This is a genomic window from Dactylosporangium sucinum (genome assembly GCF_014647515.1).
Taxonomy (GTDB): Bacteria; Actinomycetota; Actinomycetes; order Mycobacteriales; family Micromonosporaceae; genus Dactylosporangium; species Dactylosporangium sucinum.
The window spans coordinates 1-18,080 of the sequence record NZ_BMPI01000047.1; the positions used below are offsets into that span (position 1 = coordinate 1).

General features: G+C 74.9%; 16 protein-coding genes and 2 tRNA genes (1 of these 18 running past the window's edge). 4 read left to right on the top strand and 14 right to left on the bottom strand.

The features are described 5' to 3' along the window. The first annotated feature begins 314 nt into the window (after positions 1 to 314). The 3 genes from IEZ31_RS37185 to IEZ31_RS37195 all read left to right on the top strand — a co-directional run bounded on the left by IEZ31_RS37185 (position 315) and on the right by IEZ31_RS37195 (position 3,655). Positions 315 to 1,256, top strand: a complete 942-nt coding sequence (locus IEZ31_RS37185) for a type IV toxin-antitoxin system AbiEi family antitoxin domain-containing protein (RefSeq protein WP_190254785.1) — start codon at positions 315 to 317, stop codon at positions 1,254 to 1,256. A 231-nt stretch (positions 1,257 to 1,487) separates the two neighbouring features. Continuing rightward, the gene (gene alr, locus IEZ31_RS37190) at positions 1,488 to 2,588 is read left to right on the top strand and encodes an alanine racemase (RefSeq protein WP_229836221.1); all 1,101 of its coding nucleotides are present in this window, start codon (positions 1,488 to 1,490) and stop codon (positions 2,586 to 2,588) included. Continuing rightward, positions 2,585 to 3,655 carry a D-alanine--D-alanine ligase family protein gene (locus IEZ31_RS37195; protein ID WP_190254787.1) on the top strand — a complete coding sequence of 357 codons (1,071 nt, stop codon included), beginning with the start codon at positions 2,585 to 2,587 and terminating at the stop codon, positions 3,653 to 3,655. Before alr ends, IEZ31_RS37195 begins: the two co-directional genes overlap by 4 nt. A 9-nt stretch (positions 3,656 to 3,664) precedes the next feature. On the opposite strand, the gene IEZ31_RS37200 is transcribed toward IEZ31_RS37195, so the two are convergent. The 3 genes from IEZ31_RS37200 to IEZ31_RS37210 are packed head-to-tail and all read right to left on the bottom strand — an operon-like array spanning position 3,665 to position 6,153. Then, the gene (locus IEZ31_RS37200; RefSeq protein WP_190254788.1) at positions 3,665 to 4,495 is read right to left on the bottom strand and encodes a phosphoribosylaminoimidazolesuccinocarboxamide synthase; all 831 of its coding nucleotides are present in this window, start codon (positions 4,493 to 4,495) and stop codon (positions 3,665 to 3,667) included. Positions 4,496 to 4,553: 58 nt separating this feature from the next. Beyond that, a complete protein-coding gene (locus IEZ31_RS37205) occupies positions 4,554 to 5,474 on the bottom strand; it encodes a proteasome assembly chaperone family protein (RefSeq protein ID WP_190254789.1) in 921 nt (306 codons plus the stop codon). Positions 5,475 to 5,523: 49 nt separating this feature from the next. Next, positions 5,524 to 6,153, bottom strand: a complete 630-nt coding sequence (locus tag IEZ31_RS37210; protein ID WP_190254790.1) for a TetR/AcrR family transcriptional regulator — start codon at positions 6,151 to 6,153, stop codon at positions 5,524 to 5,526. Between the two features lie 84 nt (positions 6,154 to 6,237). Between IEZ31_RS37210 and IEZ31_RS37215 the strand changes: the two genes are divergently transcribed. Continuing rightward, on the top strand, positions 6,238 to 7,158 hold the full coding sequence (locus IEZ31_RS37215) for an SDR family oxidoreductase (protein ID WP_229836222.1): 921 nt from the start codon (positions 6,238 to 6,240) through the stop codon (positions 7,156 to 7,158). Here IEZ31_RS37215 and IEZ31_RS37220 read toward each other — a convergent pair. From IEZ31_RS37220 to IEZ31_RS37270, 11 genes are all read right to left on the bottom strand, one after another. Then, a complete protein-coding gene (locus IEZ31_RS37220) occupies positions 7,133 to 7,810 on the bottom strand; it encodes a response regulator (protein WP_190254792.1) in 678 nt (225 codons plus the stop codon). The two genes, IEZ31_RS37215 and IEZ31_RS37220, sit on opposite strands and share 26 nt — an antisense overlap. After that, the gene (locus IEZ31_RS37225; protein ID WP_190254793.1) at positions 7,798 to 8,946 is read right to left on the bottom strand and encodes a sensor histidine kinase; all 1,149 of its coding nucleotides are present in this window, start codon (positions 8,944 to 8,946) and stop codon (positions 7,798 to 7,800) included. The genes IEZ31_RS37220 and IEZ31_RS37225 overlap by 13 nt, the downstream gene beginning before the upstream one ends. Beyond that, positions 8,943 to 9,623 (bottom strand): YqeB family protein, encoded by a 681-nt coding sequence (locus IEZ31_RS37230; protein WP_190254794.1) that lies wholly within the window; start codon positions 9,621 to 9,623, stop codon positions 8,943 to 8,945. The genes IEZ31_RS37225 and IEZ31_RS37230 overlap by 4 nt, the downstream gene beginning before the upstream one ends. A 356-nt stretch (positions 9,624 to 9,979) precedes the next feature. Further along, positions 9,980 to 11,242, bottom strand: coding sequence for a vWA domain-containing protein (locus IEZ31_RS37235; protein WP_190254795.1), 1,263 nt, complete (start codon positions 11,240 to 11,242; stop codon positions 9,980 to 9,982). A gap of 53 nt (positions 11,243 to 11,295) precedes the next feature. Next, entirely contained in the window at positions 11,296 to 12,462 is a 1,167-nt protein-coding gene (locus IEZ31_RS37240; RefSeq protein ID WP_190254796.1) for an AAA family ATPase, read from the bottom strand. Between the two features lie 10 nt (positions 12,463 to 12,472). Next, positions 12,473 to 13,945 carry an ankyrin repeat domain-containing protein gene (locus tag IEZ31_RS37245; protein WP_190254797.1) on the bottom strand — a complete coding sequence of 491 codons (1,473 nt, stop codon included), beginning with the start codon at positions 13,943 to 13,945 and terminating at the stop codon, positions 12,473 to 12,475. Beyond that, positions 13,942 to 15,450, bottom strand: a complete 1,509-nt coding sequence (locus IEZ31_RS37250) for an ankyrin repeat domain-containing protein (RefSeq protein WP_190254798.1) — start codon at positions 15,448 to 15,450, stop codon at positions 13,942 to 13,944. Before IEZ31_RS37250 ends, IEZ31_RS37245 begins: the two co-directional genes overlap by 4 nt. Continuing rightward, positions 15,447 to 16,565, bottom strand: a complete 1,119-nt coding sequence (locus IEZ31_RS37255) for a leucine-rich repeat domain-containing protein (RefSeq protein WP_190254799.1) — start codon at positions 16,563 to 16,565, stop codon at positions 15,447 to 15,449. Before IEZ31_RS37255 ends, IEZ31_RS37250 begins: the two co-directional genes overlap by 4 nt. Then, positions 16,559 to 17,800 (bottom strand): SDR family NAD(P)-dependent oxidoreductase, encoded by a 1,242-nt coding sequence (locus IEZ31_RS37260; RefSeq protein ID WP_229836223.1) that lies wholly within the window; start codon positions 17,798 to 17,800, stop codon positions 16,559 to 16,561. The genes IEZ31_RS37255 and IEZ31_RS37260 overlap by 7 nt, the downstream gene beginning before the upstream one ends. A 32-nt stretch (positions 17,801 to 17,832) precedes the next feature. After that, positions 17,833 to 17,905, bottom strand: a tRNA-Gly gene (locus IEZ31_RS37265). Positions 17,906 to 18,027: 122 nt separating this feature from the next. After that, positions 18,028 to 18,080, bottom strand: a tRNA-OTHER gene (locus IEZ31_RS37270) (it continues 77 nt past the right edge of the window).

Genomic DNA, 18,080 nt, shown 5'->3' on the forward strand with positions numbered 1-18,080 from the left:
CCCTGCACCCACCTATTATCGACCAAACCCGATCAAACCGGTGCGACGGCACGCCGGATTATTCAGCGGTCTCCTAGCCGAGCCGCCGGCCCGGCCTGTGGACGATCGAGCCGGTTGTCCACAGGCCACGACCGCGGTGTGGCGCCACCTCCGTCGACGGCGCGATCCTGACCCGCGTGGCGAACGAGCGAGACACCCCACCGCGCGAGCCTGGAGACCAGCCGGACAGCGACCGGTCCGGCGCGGCCCTCCGTGCGGGCAGCGCGCGTCGCGGTGCGGGAAAGCAGCGCGGCGAGCCTCGGGTTGCAGGCGTCGTGGATGGCGACCGGCGTGGCGTGGTCAGCCGGGCCGACGCCCTGCGGGCCGGGATCTCCGATGCCGTGATCCGCCGGCGGCTCGCCAGCGGGCGGTGGCAGCGGGTGTTCCCCGGCACGTTCGTCACGTTCAGCGGGCCGGTGCCGCGGGAGACGTATCTCGACGCGGTGGTGCTGCACGCCGGCGCCGGTGCGGTGCTCAGCCACCGGACCGCGGCCGAACTGCACGGCCTCGCCGACGAGCCGGCCCCGCTGGTCCACGTGACGGTGCCCGCCGGGCGGCGTCCCCGGCGTGCGCCCGGTGTGGCGTTCCACCGGTCTGGCCGTGTCGAGCGGGCCGCGCATCCGGCGCTGCGGCCGCCGCGGACACGGGTCGAGGACACCGTCGTCGACCTCGCCGATACGGCAGCGTCGCTCGACGAGGCGATCGGGTGGATCACCCGAGCCTGCGGGCGCCGGCTGACCACCGTGGCTCGGCTGCGGGCCGCGTTCGCCGAGCGGCCCCGCGTTCGCTGGCGGCGCCGACTGCAGCTGCTGCTGTCCGACGAGGGGGACGGTTGTCATTCGGTACTGGAGGCCCGGTACCTCACCGACGTCGAGCGCCCGCACGGCCTGCCGATCGGCCTGCGTCAGTCCCCGCTCGCGCAGGGCGGGGCGAGCGAGTACGCGGACGTGGAGTACGCCGGCTTCGGGCTGGTCGTGGAGCTTGACGGGCGGCTCGCACATCCCGACGAGGAGCGGGCCAGGGACCGCAGGCGGGACAACGGGGCGACCGAGCAGGGGCGGCGCACGCTGCGGTACGGCTGGGCCGAGGTCGTCGGCGATCCGTGTGCCGTCGCCGTGCAGGTCGCCAGGGTGCTCCGTGCCGCGGGCTGGCGCGGCGAGCCACGGAGCTGCGGCCGATCCGGCTGCACCGCCGGGCCCGAGGCGGGTGCCTCATGATCGCGGACGTTCTTGGTTCGTATTCGGTACGGAAACGTCCGTGATCATGCACCCCGCGTGCGGGGCGGCGGGTGTCGGCACGCACCCCGCGTGCGCAGCGGCGAGCCTCGGCATGCACCCCGCGTGCGCAGCGGTGGGTGTCGGCTTGGCAACCTGTGACGGTGTGTGACGCGTCCTGTCACTATGATCGGCCCGGAACACGGCCGAACAGGGCGGAAAGGGGTGGCCGGGGTGGGGCTTGTCGCGGAGGCCGTGGTCGACCTCGGCGCCGTCGTGCACAACGCTCGGCTGCTCGCCGGGCTGGCCGGGCCGCGGGCGCGGACCATGGCCGTCGTCAAGGCGAACGCGTTCGGTCACGGAGTGCTACCCGTCGCCAGGGCCGTGCTCGGCAACGGGGTGAGCTGGCTCGGCGTGACGTCCATCACCGAGGGGCTCGAGCTGCGCGAGGCCGGGATCGACGCGCCGGTGCTCGCCTGGCTGTACGGGCATGACGACGACTTCGCCACCGCCATCCGCAACGACATCGATCTCTCCGTGTCCACCGCCGAGCACCTCGAGGCCATCGCCGCGGCGGGGGCCGCCCGGGTGCATCTCAAGGTCGACACCGGGCTGACCCGCAACGGGGTGCAGTGGGAGGAGTGGCCGGCGCTCGTCAAGGCCGCCGCCCTGGCCCGCAACGTCACCGTGCGGGGGATCTGGTCGCACCTCGCGTCGGCCGACGATCCCGGGAACCCCTCCGTGGGGCAGCAGATCGAGCGGTTCGAGGAGGCGCTCGACATCGCCCGGAAGGCCGGCATCGAGCCCGAGCTGCGGCACCTCGCCAACTCGGCCGGGATCGTCGACCACCCGGCGACCCACTACGACCTGGTGCGGGCCGGGCTCGCGCTGTACGGTGTCGAGCCCGTCCCCGGGGTCACCGCCGGACTGCGGCGGGCCATGACGCTGCGGGCGCGGGCCGTCAACGTCAAGCGCGTGCCGCCGGGCACCGGGGTGTCGTACCTGCACCAGTACGTCACCGGGACCGCGGCGACCATGGTGCTGGTGCCGGTCGGGTACGCCGACGGGGTGCCGCGGCTGCTCAGCAACCGGGGCGAGGTCAGCGTCCACGGGGAGCGGCGGCCGATCGCCGGGCGGGTCGCCATGGACCAGTTCGTGGTGGACGCGGGCGACCTCCCGGTCGCGCTCGGTGACGAGGTCACGCTGTTCGGCGACGGCAGCGCGGGGGAGCCGACCGTGGAAGAGTGGGCGGCGTGGGCCCAGACCAACCCACATGAGATCTTGACTGGCATCGGGGCCCGGGTCCCGCGGACGTACTGGGGAGCAACCGCATGACTGAGGAGCGCAGGCGCGTCGCCGTCGTCTTCGGGGGGCGCAGCGGGGAGCACGAGGTCTCGTGCAAGTCGGCGCTGAGCATCGTGCGGTATCTCGACCGGTCGCGGTACGACGTCGTGCCGGTGCGGATCACGCCGAACGGCACCTGGGTCTTCGGGCCCGACGCCGCCTCGCCCGAGGAACTCGACCTGGAGGGGCTGCTCGCCCTGACCAAGGAGACGGGCGAGGCCGCCCTGGCCAGCCTGGCCGAGGCGATCGGCACCCTGCGCGAGGCCGACGTCGTGTTCCCGGCGATCCACGGGCCGTACGGCGAGGACGGCACGATCCAGTCGGTGCTGGAGATGGTGCGCCTGCCGTACGTGGGCAGCGGCGTGTTCGCCAGCGCCGCCGGGATGGACAAGGAGTTCACCAAGAAGCTGCTGGTCGCCGAGGGGCTGCCGGTCGCCGACGGGGTCGTCCTGCGGGGCGGGACGGGCACGCTGAGCGCGGCGGAGAAGGAGCGGCTCGGGCTGCCCGTGTTCGTCAAGCCGTCGCGGGCCGGGTCCAGCCTCGGCGTGTCGAAGGTCGAGGACTGGAGCGAGCTGGAGGCCGCGCTGGCCGAGGCGCGCGACAGCGACGCCAAGGTGCTCGTCGAGGAGATGGTGCACGGGCGCGAGGTCGACCTCGGCGTGCTGGAGCACCCCGACGGGTCGCTGCAGGTGGGGCCGCCGCTGGAGATCCGCTTCCCGGACGAGCACGAGTTCTTCGACTACGAGGCGAAGTACCTCGACCCGTCGACCATCTTCGACATCCCCGCGCGCCTCGACCCGGAGATCGTCGAGCGGCTGCAGGACCTGTCGGTGCGCACGTTCCGCGCCCTGGAGTGCCGGGGGCTGCTCCGGGTCGACTTCTTCCTGCGGTACGGGACAGAACCGGTGATCAACGAGGTCAACACGTTCCCCGGGTTCACCGCCGTCTCGCAGTATCCGCAGATGTTCCGGGTGGCCGGCCTGGACTACCCCGCCCTCTGCGACGTGCTCATCCGCACGGCGCTGGCGCGGCAGGAACGGCCGGCCATCACGCAGTAGGCCGCAGACCTACCAGGTCAGGCCGGTCAGCCGCTCGTACACCTCGACGTAGCGGGCCCGGGTCAGGGCGACCACCTCGTCCGGCACCTCCGGGCCCGGCGCCGTCTTGTCCCAGCCGGTGCCGAGCGCCCAGTCGCGGACGAGCTGCTTGTCGAAGGAGAACTGCGTGCGGCCCGGCTCCCACTGGTCGAGCGGCCAGAAGCGGGACGAGTCCGGCGTGAGCACCTCGTCGGCGAGGAGCACCCGGCCGTCGGCGTCCCGGCCGAACTCCAGCTTCGTGTCCGCCACGACGATGCCCCGCTCGGCGGCGACCGCCGCGCCCCGGGCGTAGACCCGCAGGGTGAGGTCGCGCAGCTCGTCGGCCACGTCCTTGCCGATCTCCGCGCGCACCTCGTCGAGGGTCACGAACTCGTCGTGCTCGCCTACCGCCGCCTTGGTCGTCGGGGTGAACACGGGCGACGGCAGCCGCGAGCCCTCGACCAGACCGGCGGGCAGGGGCACCCCGGAGATCTGGCCGCCCGAGGTGTACTCGCTGAGCCCCAGGCCGGCGAGGTAGCCGCGGGCGATGCACTCGACGGGCAGCATCTCGAGCCGCCGGCACCGGATGGCCCGGCCGGCGAACTCGGCCGGCACGTCCTCGGCGGAGATCACGTGGTTGGGCACGATGTCGGCGAGCTGCTCGAACCACCACAGCGACAGCCGGGTGAGCACCGCCCCCTTGTCCGGGATCGGCGTCGGCAGCACCACGTCGTAGACCGAGATCCGGTCCGACGCCACCAGGATGAGATCGTCACCGTCCGCGTAGACGTCGCGGACCTTGCCCGAGTGCAGCAGCTTCACCCCGGAAGCCTATCGAGCGCGGCGCGTGCGGGACGCTCCGGTCCGCGCTCGACAGGGTTCAGCCCAGCGGCGGTTCCTCGCCGCGCGAGTGCTCGGCCAGGAACCGCTCCAGCTCGGCGCCGATCTCGTCGGCCGTCGGCAGCGGCGCCGGCGACTCGGCCAGCAGGTTGTTGCCCTGGCGGCCGCGGGTGTAGGCGTCGTACTGCTCCTCGAGGGCCCGCACCAGCGACGCGGCCTCGTCGGCCTGCGCGATCTGCACGTCGATCTCGGCGCGGACCGCCTCGGCGGCCGCGTGCAGCTCCTCGGTCGGCACGCGCAGGCCGGTCGCGTCGGACAGGCACTGCAGCAGCTTCTCCGCCGCGGCCGGGAACTCGGCCTGGGCCACGTAGTGCGGCACGTGCACGGCGAAGCCGAACGCGTCACGGTCCTGCTGGCCGATGCGGTACTCCAGGAGGTTGCCGACGCTGCCCGGCACCTGCACGCGCTGCAGCCACGGCTCGAAGCCGGCGATGAGGTCGCGGCTGGTGCCGTGGGCGGTCACCCCGGTCGGGCGGGTGTGCGGCACGGCCATCGGGATCGCGGTCAGGCCGACCGTCGCGCGCACCTCGAACCGCTCGATGAGCTCCAGCGCGGCGGCGGTGAACCGCTCCCACTGCAGGTCGGGCTCGGGGCCGTCGAGGAGCAGGAACTCGGTGCCGGTCGCGTCGCGCAGGACGCGCAGCAGCAGCTGGGGCTGCTCGTAGTGCTCCCAGTGGTCCTCGACGAACAGCATCGCCGGGCGGCGGCTGCGGTAGTCGTAGAGCTGGTCGAGGTCGAAGGTGGCGATGGTGCGGGGCGAGCCGACGGTGAGCAGGTGCTCGCGCGCGAGCCGGCTGGCGTTGCCGGCGTCGACGAAGCCCGTCAGCGCGTGGACGAGCACCGGACGGTCGACCGCCGGCGGGTCGTCGGTGAGCGTGTAGAGCTCGCTTGGGTTGAGCACCGGAACCCGGCCTCCCTTTTTTAGTCCTGCAACCCGTCGGTCCGTCAGATCATTCCATCCGGCTTCCGTCCGGCGCCGCCCAGGGATTCGTGAGGATCGCGTAGACGAGCTCGTCCACCGCGGGCGCCAGCGTGGTGAACGACGGGCCGGCGCCCGTGTACGGATCGGAGACCTGCAGCATCATCTCGTGCACGCCTCCCACCAGGGCGATGGCCAGCAGCGGCGACAGTGCCGGGATGGCCGGGTCGGCGGCGCGGGCCGCGTCGACCACCTCGACCAGGGTATCGGCGAACCGCCGCTGCATCTGCTGGCGCAGGCGGAAAGCCTTCGGCCCGGCCGCCTGGATCTCCACGAGCAGCGTGCGGGTGACCGCGGGCATGCCCTCCAGCGCGTTGAGGTACGCGGTCACGCCGTCGTTGACGAGCTCCTTCCACGACTTGTCCCCGCCGACCGCCGCGCCGCGCACGACGCCCAGCAGGTGCTCGCAGCCCTGCTGGTACAGGGCCATGAGGCAGGCCTCCTTGTCGGTGAAGTGCTCGTAGAACGTGCGCTTGGACACGCGCGCGTGCATCACGATGTCGGCGATCGTCGTCGCCGCGTAGCCCTTCGCGGCGATCGACTCGGCCAGCCCGCCGGTGAGATCGGCCCGGAGCTCATCGACGGTCCTGGTGCTCGTCATGTGATGTTGCCGGCCTTCCGCGAGAATGATTCCTGGTGCTAGTTTGCCTGGTACTGAACGGTACCGCCGATGGGAGGGCCCACGGTGCAGCGCAGTCTGTCCGGCCAGGTGGTGCTCGTCACCGGGGCGGCCCGCGGGATCGGTGAGCACACCGCCCGCCTCGCCGCCGCCCGCGGCGCGAAACTCGCCCTCGTCGGCCTCGAACCGGACCGGCTCGAGGCCCTCGCCGGCGAGCTCGGCGCGGTCTGGTTCGCCTGCGACGTGACCGACCAGGCGAGCCTGGCGGCGGCCGTCGAGGGCACCGTCGCCGCCTACGGCCGCATCGACGCGGTGCTGGCCAACGCGGGGGTGGCCAGCCGCGGCACGATCGCCACCGGCGACGTGGCCGCCCTGGTGCGCACGGTCGAGGTCAACCTGGTCGGCGTCATGCGCACGGCCGCGGCCTGTCTTCCGCACCTCATTGCTTCCCGGGGGTACCTCCTGATCGTCGCCTCCGCCGCGTCGTTCGCCGCGCTGCCCGGCATGGCGCCGTACTGCGCCTCGAAGGCGGGCGTCGAGCACTTCGGCAACGCCGTGCGCCTGGAGGTCGCCCACCACGGCGTCGCCGTCGGCACCGCGCACCCGTCCTGGATCGACACCGATCTCGTGCGCGACGCCCAGGACGACCTGCCCGCGTTCCGCGAGACGCTGCGCCGGCTGCCGCCGCCCATGGGGTCGACCACCTCGGTCCAGCGGTGCGCCGAGCGGTTCGTGGACGCGCTGGAGCGCCGCCGCCGCAAGGTGTTCGTGCCGCGCAGCGTGGCCCTGATGTACTGGCTGCGCACGTTCCTCAGCAGCCGCCTCGCCGAGCTGGTCATGCGCCGGCAGGCGCGCACCAGCGTGCCCGCGATGGAGGAGCAGGTCCGCTCGCTCGCCCGCGGCTTCGGCGCGCACACCGCCCCGCCGCTGCCGGCCGCTCAGCTACCGGACGAGCCCGGGTTCATCGCGCACCGCTACCACCGCTGAGCCGCGCCTCGTGCACCAAGATCGCGACCTGGACGCGGTTGGCGCAGCCGAGCTTGGCCAGGATCCGCGACACGTAGGTCTTCACCGTCGCCACGCTCATGTGCAGCGCCGCGCTGATCTCCGCGTTGGAGCCGCCCTCGGCGACCGCCTCGGCGACGTCCCGCTCGCGCGGGGTGAGCGCGTCGAGCGCCCGGGCGGCCGCGCGCCGCCGCTCGTCGGCCTCGTCGTGCACGACGTGCGCGATCAGCCGGCGTACCACCGAGGGCGAGAGCATCTGCTCGCCCGCGGCGACCCGCCGCACCGCGTCGAGGATCGCCTGCGGCGGGGTGTCCTTGAGCAGGAACCCGTGCGCACCGAGGCGCAGCGCCCGAAGTACATGATCATCTGTGTCGAACGTGGTCAGCATGATCACCGCGGGGGCGGACCCGGCCGCCTGCAGCGCCGCCAGGGCGGCCAGCCCGTCCATCCGCGGCATGCGGATGTCCATGAGGACGACGTCCGGGTGCAGCGACCGCGCCGCCGCGACCGCCGCCGCGCCGTCGCCGGCCTCGCCGACCAGGTCGAGGCGGGGGTCGCCGCCGAGCACCATGCCCAGCCCGGCCCGCACGAGCGGGTCGTCGTCGACGACGAGCAGCCGGATCACGTCGGCCACGGCAACCACGCCTCCAGATGGAACCCGACCGCGGGACCGGGCGTGCGCCGCGGCCCGTGCTCCAGCCTGCCACCCGCCAGGCTCACCCGCTCCGCCAGCCCGACGAGCCCCGACCGCGAACCCGGCAGCGCCGGGCGCACCGGCTGGGCGGGCAGCGGGTTGTGCAGCCAGACGTGCAGGTCGCCGTCCTCGGTCCGCTCGATCTCCAGGTGTACCGCGGCACCCGGCGCATGCTTGCGAGCGTTGGTCAGCCCTTCCTGGACCAGCCGGAACGCGGTCCGATTCACCACCGGCGGCAGGGTCTCGGCGCTGGTGAGCCGGTTGTCGAGGCGGACCGGGGTGCCGGCCTGGCGCGCCTCCTGCACGAGCTCATCGAGGTCGCCGAGGTCCAGGCGCGGCCGCAGGCTCTCGTCGGCGCTGGTGCGCAGCACGCCGAGGATCTCGCGCAGCTCCTCCATCGCCTGGTGCGCGCTGGCCCGGATCGTGCTGCCGGCCGCCACGACCTGCTCGCGGGAGAGGTCCTTGCGGATCTCCAGCGCGCCCGCGTGCAGGCTGATGAGCGAGATCCGGTGGGCCAGCACGTCGTGCATCTCCCGCGCGATCCGCTCCCGCTCCAGGCCGCGCTGCAGCTCGGCCTGCTGCTCGGCCGCCTGCTCGGCCCGCGCCGCCCGCTCGCGCAGCGACGCGACCAGCTCCCGCCGGCTGCGCACCGTGACGCCCCAGGCGACGGCCACCGACAGGATCATCAGCGCGATCGTGTTGGCGCCGATCGGGTTGAGGTCGGGGTCGGGGTACACGACGCTGTAGGGGATCGGCACCACGAAGTGCGCCGCCGCCACCCACAGCGCGACCCGCAGCGGCCGGTGGACGGCGACGCCGAACACGGCGATCGCGGCCGCGCCGCCGGCCATGTCGGTGACCGCCGCCGGGATGAGCATGAGCAGCGCCACCGCCACCGGCCAGCGCCGCCGCCACCACAGCAGCAGCACCGCCGGCAGCGTGAGCAGCGAGCCGAGGAGGAACCGTTCGTCCGACAGCGACCCGTTGTCGAGCCCGGCGCCGGCCGCCATCGCCCACACCAGCACCGTGAGCACGGTCGCGGTGGTGTCGACGAGGATGTCGCGGGCGCGCCTCACGATCTCACCAGCGGTCGCCAGTGCTGGGTCGTGCCGTCGTCGCGCACGGTGTACCCGAGCTTCTGCACCTCGTCCCGCAGCTCGGTCGCGTCCTTGGCGCTCTTCTTGCTCAGCGCCACGGCCCGCGCGGCGAGCACGGCGTTGACCGCGACCGGCAGGTCGGGCAGGTCCGGCACCCAGCGGCGGAACAGCTCCGCGTACGGGTCGTGGGCCTGCCACGGGTACCCGTGCGCGCGGAACGCCTCCGCCACGCCGGGCTTGCCGGCCCCCTCCAGCTTGTCCCGCACCACCTGCCGCGACTGCTTGTCGAGCACCACGAGCAGGTTCCCGTCGACGAACACGGCGTCGACGTCGTACCGCGCCACGGTCCGCGTCCGTTCCCCCTCGGTGATCCGTAACTCGGCGTCGCTGACGGTGACGCGCAGCGTCTCGAACACGGCCACGAACGCGAGCACCGCCCCGAGCAGCACCCCGGCCCCCACCCCGGTGTACCGCCCGAGCCCGTCGCCGAGCTCCGCCACCAGCCGCAGCGGCCCGGCGAACGGCGTCCACGGCAGGGACAGCAGCCACCGCGCGACGACGGGCAACCCCCACCCGGCGAGCGCCCCGAGCAGGGGCAGCCCGCCCCAGAGCAGCACCCGGTCGAAGCGCGAGAGCCCCAGCACGTGATCAGGCATATGCTCACGGTAGGCAGTCGGCCCGCGCCGCGGACAGTCGCCAAAAGTTGGCTACCGCGCGGTGGAGCCGGTCGGCCTCGCGCCGGCCGGGTGCTCCGGGCGGTGGGGCGGAGCCCGGCCCGGACCCGGGTGCGGGTGCTTGCGGCGCTGAGGCCCTGGCTGCGCTCCGGGTGCTGGCCGTGCTTCCAGCGTTGCCGCGCCGCCCGCCCGCCGCCACCGAGCGCCCGCGCCCGCCCGTCGCCTCCGAGCGCCCGCGCCCACCCGCCGTGCACCCGCCCGCCGTGCGCCCACCCGCCGTGCGCCCGCCCGGCGCCCCGCCGTGCCCGCGCCCGCCGCGCGGGACGTTGTCGGGGCGCTCAGGTCGCCGGTGTGATGTGGATCGCCTCGACCCAGGTGGGCGTGGCCGGCGGGCTGGCGCCGACCAGGCCGGCGATGAGCCGGCAGCCGACCGGCTCGTCGGGCCACGGCGTGAAGCCGTCGGTCAGGACGACGACGATCTCCGGCGGCTCGGGCCCGCGGCGAGCCCGGGCGATGCCGACCCGCATGTCGGTGCCGCCGCCCCCGGCCAGCTGGACCTGCTCGGCCTTGGTCACGCGCGTCACGGCGTGCACGTCGGCATCGCAGGCCAGCACCGTGACCCGGTTGCCCCGGATGCCGACCGCCCGCAGCACGCCGGTCACCTCGCCGAGCGCCGCGGCCATGTCGTCCGGCCCCATCGACCCGGACGTGTCGATGACGATCGCGACCCGCGGCAGCGGCCGCCGCAGGCTCGGCATCACCACCCCGCGGAGCGCGGCGCTGCGCCGCCCCGGTCGCGCGTAGGTGTAGTCGACCGCCCCGCTCGCCCACGCCACGGCCTGCCGCAGCGCGCCGGTGAGCAGCCGCCGCCAGTCCACGACCGGCTCGGCGATCTGGTCGGCCCACCGCTGCCACCCGGCCGGCACGGTGCCCTGCGAGCGCACGTGCGCCCGGATGGCGCCGGCCGTCTGCCGCCGGATCGCGTCGGCCTCGACGGGCCGCACCTCGGGCGCCCCGCCCTCGCCGAGCTCCCCGCGCACGGCGATCCCGTGCGCCCCGGACCCGCACTGCACGTGGACGACCGGCGAGCGCGGGATCCCCGCGAGATACTCCTCGAACAGCCGACCCTCCGCCAGCCCGAACGTGCGGGGCTCCACCCGCGACGCCGGCAACGCCAGCCCGTCGGCCACCAGGTCGTCGTTGATCTCGCAGTCCTGTGCGAGGTTGACGCGGTGGTGGTCCATCCGGTCGGCGGTCGCCAGCCGGTCGGCCCGCCCGTGGTGGTCGCGCAGCAGGTGCGCGGCCTCGTGGATCCACACCCCGGCGAGCTCGTCGACGTCGTGCTCGCCGACGAACTCCGGGTTCACGTACAGCCGCCAGTGCCGGTCCACGCCCATGGTCGCGAGATGCCAGCTCGGCACCACCGACAACGCATACAGCGCCGCGGCCAGATACGGCCGCAGCTTCGCGGCCCGGAACCGCGCCGCGAGCAGCTTGGTCCGGTCCAGCGCGTCTCCCGCGGCCGTTTGCGGATGCGCACAGTGGTGCGCATCGCCGTCGTCGGTGGCGCCGGGCGCGGCCGGGTCGTGGGCAGGCGGCATCCCCGTGCCGCCCGGGGCCGGCGGCGCGGTCGGCGACGGGGCCTGGTCGGTGGTCAGCTCAACGCTCCTGACAGCCGCAGGATGTCGACGAACGCGTCGATCGTCGGGGGCACCGCCCACGACTTGTGGCGCATCACGGCCAGGTCGTGGGCCGCGCGCGCCGCCACGTCGGGGACGCCCGCGTCCACGGCCTTGGCCAGGACCGTCCAGGCCGCGTCCCAGCGGGCGTGGGTCAGGTCGGACTGGACGGCCGCCACGATCGCGGTCAGGAAGGCGAGCTGGCGGTCGCCGCGCGTCGGCAGCTGGAAGGCGTCCGGGTTGGCCAGGACGCGGTTGGGGTCGGGAAGGTCCAGCTCGTCGAGGTAGTTGACCAGCTCCAGGCCGGCGCCGTCGCCGATCGCGCCGACGAGGGCGGTCGACAGGGCCTCGCGGCCGGCGTCGCTGGCCATGCCGAAGGTGAGCAGGCGCAGGGCCATCTCCCAGGTGCGCGGGGAGGGCCAGGGGCCGCCGCGGGCCTCGGCGTCGGCCGGGAGGTGGTGGGTCAGGCCGGGGCGGGCGGTGAGGAAGCCGGACAGCGTGCCGCGGGCGCGGGCCAGCGCCGACGTGGTGCGACCCGGCTCGACGCGGGGGAGCGTGGCGGTGGGCCAGGTGCCGGCCAGGCCGCGGGCGACCACCGCCGGGTCGTGGGTCCACTGCAGGTGCACGAACCGGTTGGCGAGGGGCGGGCTCAGGTGCCAGCCGTCGGCGGCGCTGGCCGGCGGGTTGGCCGCGGCGACCACCCGGACCGCGGGCGGCAGCTCCAGGCTGCCCACCCGCCGCTCCAGCACCACGCGCAGCAGCGCGGCCTGGACGGCCGGCGGGGCGGAGGACAGCTCGTCGAAGAACACGATGCCCTCGCCGCGCCTGCTGAGGCGCACCGCCCAGTCGGGCGGGGCCATCGGCACGCCCTGCGTGGCGGGGTCCTCGCCGACGACGGGCAGGCCGGCGAAGTCGGACGGCTCGTGGATGCTCGCGATGACGGTCTCCATCATCACGCCGAGCCGGTCGGCCAGCTGCTGCAGCGCCGAGGACTTGCCGATGCCGGGCTCGCCCCACAGCAGCACCGGCAGGTTGGCGGAGACGGCGAGCGCGAGGGCCTCCAACTGGACATTGGGCCGCAGCTCCACCCGGGTGGCCCGGGTGGCGGCGATCAGCTCGTCGGCGTCGGCGAGAACACTCATGCCGCAGAGGTTAGCGACCCAGTACGACAGAAAATTCGTTGTTCCTGCCGTACCGCCGCGCCAGCTCCACCGCGTTCGAACCGTCGGGCAGGCTGACGTCGCGGCGGGCGCCCAGCTCCAGCAGCGCCGTGACCAGCGCCACCGTGCCGCCGCAGGCGACCGCGTGCAGCAGCGGCGTGTACCCGTTCTGGTCGCGCGTCTCGAGGTCCAGCCCGGCGGCGACGAGCCGGCGCAGCAGCGGTACCGGATGCGGGCAGAAGCTCAACAGGTGCAGCAGCGTGCGCCCGCGCCCGTCGCGCACGGACGGGTCGAGGCCGGCGTCGAGCAGCGCCTCGATGGCGGGCGCGTCGCCGTGCGCGGCCCGCAGCACCACCGTGCGGCGGCGGGTCCGCAGGTGCTTCGGCAGCCGGACCCGCGGGTCGCTCCAGCCGGTGACCGCGGCGAAGCACCCCGTCGGCGGCGGGCCGCCCAGGGCGTGCATGGCCTGCTCCCGCCGCAGCTCCTCCGGCGCGTGCGGCGTCGTGAACCCCGACGCCGCCATGGTGACCAGGTGCCAGTCGCCGAGGCAGCGCACCCGGATCGGCTCGACCGCGACCGGTTCGGCGACAGCGGCCGCCGGCGCGCCCGGGAACAGCGCCGACGCGACCAGCGGGTGCAGCGCGGACACCGGGAGGTAGCCGAGCCGGACCAGGTCGAAGTCGACCGGCCGCAGCGCCCGCGCCGCCGGCAGGACCGGCAGCGGTCCCTCGGCCGAGTGGGCGGGGTTCCAGGCGCCGGCGTGCCTGACCCGCAGGGTCGCCGCGTCGATCACGACCGAGTCCCGCCACCGCAGCGGCAGCCGGACCGCCGGTGCGTGGTGCCGGTCCGCCGTCGCGCGGACCGCCTCCGCCAGGCCGGTCAGGTCGTGGTCGCCGGCGCGCAGGCGGGCATCGGCGGCGTCCCGGGCGTACCGCGGCGCCGTCGCGTCGTCGAACTGCTCGACGTCGAACCCGGCGCGGGTCCAGGCGGCCCGCCACTCGCCCGCGTCCTGCAGCCGCAGCAGCTCCGGGTCGGCGTCCACCCGCAGCCCGGCGGTGCGCCGCCCGTCCCAGCGTTCCCGGTTCAGGTGCAGGCCGTCGCCCTCGTGGGCGGGGTCGCTCCCGCGGTACCGCAGCATCAGCCGCTGCCCCTCGCCCCACGAGTGCCGCCGCTGCACCACGAGCGCGTGGCCGTCGGCGTAGTGCGCCAGCGGGATCGGGTCGCGCGGCAGGTCGTGCGTCACCGGGTCCCGGGGCAGGTGCCAGCGCAGCAGGTCGGGCACCAGGTGCCGGAGGTCCTCGGCGACCGCGTCCGGCACCGCGGCGAGCTCCGGCCCGAGCTCGACGTCGGCCGCGGCGCACGCGCCCGCCCAGTCGCCGGCCAGCCGCCGGGCCGTCGCGTCCTCGATCATCCAGCGCGGCACGGCGTACCGCCGCAGCCGCGCCCAGGCCTTGAGCTCCGTCATGCGACGAGGAAGGCGAGGTCGTGCTCGCGGAAGCGCTCCACGTCGCCGGCCAGGGTGTCGCCGACGAAGTCCTCGGTGTCGGGGTCGGCGCCGGCCGCCAGCAGCGCCCGGATCAGCTCGGGCGAGCCGCCGGCGCGGACGGCGCAGTGCAGCACGCTGTACCCCCGGTTGTCCCGGTCGTCGAGGTCGAGCCCGGCGGCCAGCAGCCGCTCCAGCAGGGCCGGGTCCCCGCCGAGGCAGGCCAGCAGGTGCAGCAGGGTGCGGCCGTGCTGGTCGCGGGCGTGCGGGTCGATGCCGGCGTCGAGCAGCGCGCTCACCCCGGCCAGGTCGCCGTGCTGGGCCCGCAGCATGAGGTCGCGTCGCTGCTCCTCCAGCCGCCGGGGGAGCCGCTCGCCGCGGTGCCGCCAGGCTCGCTCGGCCGCGAAGCAGCCGTGCGACTCGCCGCCGAGGGCGCGCATCGTCTCCTCGCGGCGCCGCTCGTCGTCGGTGTGCGGGACCTCGAACCGGCCGCCGGCCATGCGCACGTCGTGCCATGCCGGTCCCGAAGCGTCGCCGCAGCGCACCCGGACCGGGGAGGTGGACGGCGGCTCGAACGGCCGCCAGGTCGCGGCCGGGTCGAACGCCGCCATGACCAGCGGGTGCAGGCGCTCCACCGGCAGCACGCCGAGCCGGACCAGGTGCACGTCGACCGGGCGGCGCAGCGTGTCGGCCTCGATCGCATCGTGGCCGCCCTCGCGGTCGTTCGGCACCCACTCCCCGCGCGGCCGGTCACCGGCGGTGATGCCGGTGATGCAGATCTCGTGGTACCAGCCGACGCGGAGCCGCACGGTGTCCATGCCCAGCCGGCGGGCGGTGGCGAGGACCACCGCGGGGTCGAGGTCGAAGATGGCGAGGGCGCGCCGGAAGTACCGCCCGCGCCAGGGGTTGTCCTCGTCCTCGGGCGCCTCGGCGAGCTCGACGCCGGCCGCGTTCCAGGCGTCGACCTGGCGGCCGGCGTCCTGCAGCGCCAGCACCGGCGAGTCGCGGAACCCGGGGCAGGTGCGGGCCAGCAGCTCGGACGCCTCGCGGGCGTCCCACAGGTGGCGGCGCTCGGTGAGGTCGTGCAGGCCGTGGTACCGCCCGCCGTTGTTCACCTCGCCCTCGTCGAGGACGACCAGCCGCAGCCGCTGCGAGCCGAAGCCGAGGCGGGGCAGCTCCACGCAGAGCACCCGCCCGGCGACGCGGGCGAGCGCCATGAGCAGCCGCGGGGTGATGGTCGTGTCGCCGCGGCCCGGGTCGCGGGGCAGGTGCCAGCGCAGCAGGTCGGGCGCGAAGTGCCGCAGGTCGTCGGCGAACGGCGCGAAGTCCGCGTCGACGTCGACGTCGACGCCGGCCGCGGCGCAGGCGGCCCGCCAGTCGCCGGCGAGCCGGGCCTCGGTCGCGGCCCGGATCATCCGGGCGGGCACCGCGTAGTGCCGGATGCGCCGCCACGCGCCGAGGTCGGCGGCGGAGATGAGGGCGCTCACCGGTACACGCTCACGATCTCGCTGGCGGGTGCCGGCTCGCCGGCCGGGAGCAGCGCCGTCACGGCCCGCTTCACGCGGCGCGGCACGTCGGGCCCGAGGGCCAGCCGGCGCAGCGCCGTGCGGCCCGACTCCAGCGCCTCCAGCAGCCGCTTCGCGCCGCGCCCCTCGACACCGGTGTGCCGCAGGTCGAGCCGCTGGAGCGGGCTGCCCGGCAGCGCGCCGGCCAGCCGGAACGCGCCCTCGTCGCCGACCACGTTGTCGCGGGCGCCGAGCACGCGCAGCGACTGCGGCCGGCTGAGATCGATGCTGTCCAGTGTGGACAGCCGGTCGGCGAGCAGGTCGACGGTGGCGGGGGAGAGGCCGTTGCCGCCGAGGCCGAGCGTGGTGCCGGGCCGGTGCACGGCCGCCACGACCTCGGCGGCGCCCGCGTCGGTGAGGTGGTTGGCCGCCAGGAACAGCCCGGTGACGCCGCAGTCGCGCAGCAACGCGGCGAGCAGCGGCGCGGCCGCCGGGCCGATCCCGTTGCCGCCGAGGAAGACCCGGGTGACCGGCCGCTCACGGGCGGCGAGCGCGTCGACCAGCACGGCCAGGCTCGCGGTGGTCAGGCCGGTGTTGACCAGGTCGAGCGTGTCGATGGCGGCGTTGCGGCGCAGCATCGCGGCGAGCGCGGTGACGCCCTCGTCGCCGAGCGGGTTGCGCTTCAGCCACAGCGCGCGGACGCTGCCGTCGGTGGCCAGCCGGTCGAACAGCGGTGCCGCGCCGGCCGCGTCGATCGCGTTGCACCCGAGGTACAACGTCTCCAACCGGTGCTCGGGCCCGAGCGCGTCCGCGAGCGCGCGGGTGCCCTCGGCGCCGAGGCTGTTCGTGCCCAGCAGCAGGTGTACCGCGTGTGGCGAGCCGACCACCCGGTCGAGCACGCGGGTCACGCCGGCCGCGCCGAGGCCCTGCTTGCACAGGTCGACCCGCCCGTCCGGCTGGAGCGTGCCGAGCGGGAACCGCTCGGTGCCCGCGACCGGGGCCGGGTCGCCGAGGCGCTCCAGCAGCGGGGTCAGCAGCGCCGGGTCGGCCGGCGGCACCGCCGGGACCTCGAGCACGGGGCATGCGATCTCTACCACTGCACCACCTGGTAGTCCTTCAGGAACACACCGGACACGCGGTCGCCGTGGACGCCGCGGACGATCGGGTCGTAGACGCGGGCGGCGCCGTCGACGACGTCGAGCGGCACCCGGAACCCGGCCTCGTGCAGCGCCTCCTTGGCCGGCTGGGGCCGCTCGTCGGTGACCCAGCCGGTGTCGACGCTGGTGACGTGGATGCCGTCGAGCACGTACTCGGCGGCGATCGTGCGCGTCAGCATGTTCAGCGACGCCTTGGCCATGTTGGTGTGCGGGTGCCGGCTGGTCTTGTTGCGGCGGCTGAAGCTGCCCTCCATCGCCGACACGTTCACCACGTAGCGGTCCGGGTGGGGCGAGGCCTGCAGCAGCGGCCGGAGCTGGGCGATGAGCAGGAACGGCACGAACGCGTTCACCACCTGCACCTCCATCCACTCCCGCGGGGTGACCTCGTGCAGCCGCAGCGTCCAGCTGTTGACCGGGCGCAGGTCGAGCGGCTCGCCCGTCTCGTCGACCCGGCCGGCCGGGAAGAAGTCCACTGTGGACGACGGGCCGGTCAGCGCCAGTCCCTCGGCGCGGCGGAGCTCGCGATGGTACTGCGCGGGCCGCTGGATCGTCTGGGCCGCGTTGTTCACCAGGATGTCGAGGTGGTCCCAGCGCGCCGTGACCGCGTCGACCAGCCCGACGACGCCGGGCAGGTCGAGGAAGTCGACGCCGTGGACGTGCAGCCGGTCGAGCCAGCCGGCGGCGTCGGGCTGCTCGCCGAAGCGCCGGGCCGCGTCGCGCGGGAAGCGGGTGGTGACGATCACCTCGGCCCCGTCGCGCAGCAGCTTCAGCGCGGTGTGGAACCCGATCTTGATCCGGCCGCCGGTGACGATCGCCCGCCGGCCGCGCAGGTCGCAGCGGGCGTCGCGGCGGGCGACGTTGTCGGTGGCGCAGCGCTCGCACATCTGCGGGTACGCGAGGGGCACCCGTCGATACGGCGACTTGCACACGTAGCAGTCCCGGGCCCGCAGCAGCTCGGCGCCGTCGGTGGCGGGCTCGGTGACCAGTCGCCGGTCGTGGGCGGACACCGCATGGCGGCGCTCGGTCTTCTGCTGCTTCTTGCGGCTCTTGTACGCCTGGTGCACCGCGCGGCGCACGAGGGTCACCTGCGGGTCGTCGGCGCCGTCCGCCGGGTCCTCGACGGCCGCCAGCACGCGCAGGAAGGCGGCGACGTCGTCGGGGTCCAGGCGGGGCACCGCCGAAGCGTAGTCCCTGCCGGCCACCGGCGGTGGACCGGCCGGAATCGAACCGGCGTCCTCCGTCCTGGCAAGACGGCGCGACGACCTCTGCGCTACAGCCCACCGATCGCAGAGCTTAGCCGCACACCAACGCGCGGGCAGCGACCACCGGAGGGGGTGTGGGTGGCGAAGTCTCCCACGGCGAGCGCCCCGTCGGGGTGCGAGCAGGGTGGGGCTGGGACCGGTGGCAGGACCGGCCGGAATCGAACCGGCGTCCTCCAGCCTGCTGCGCCGGCGC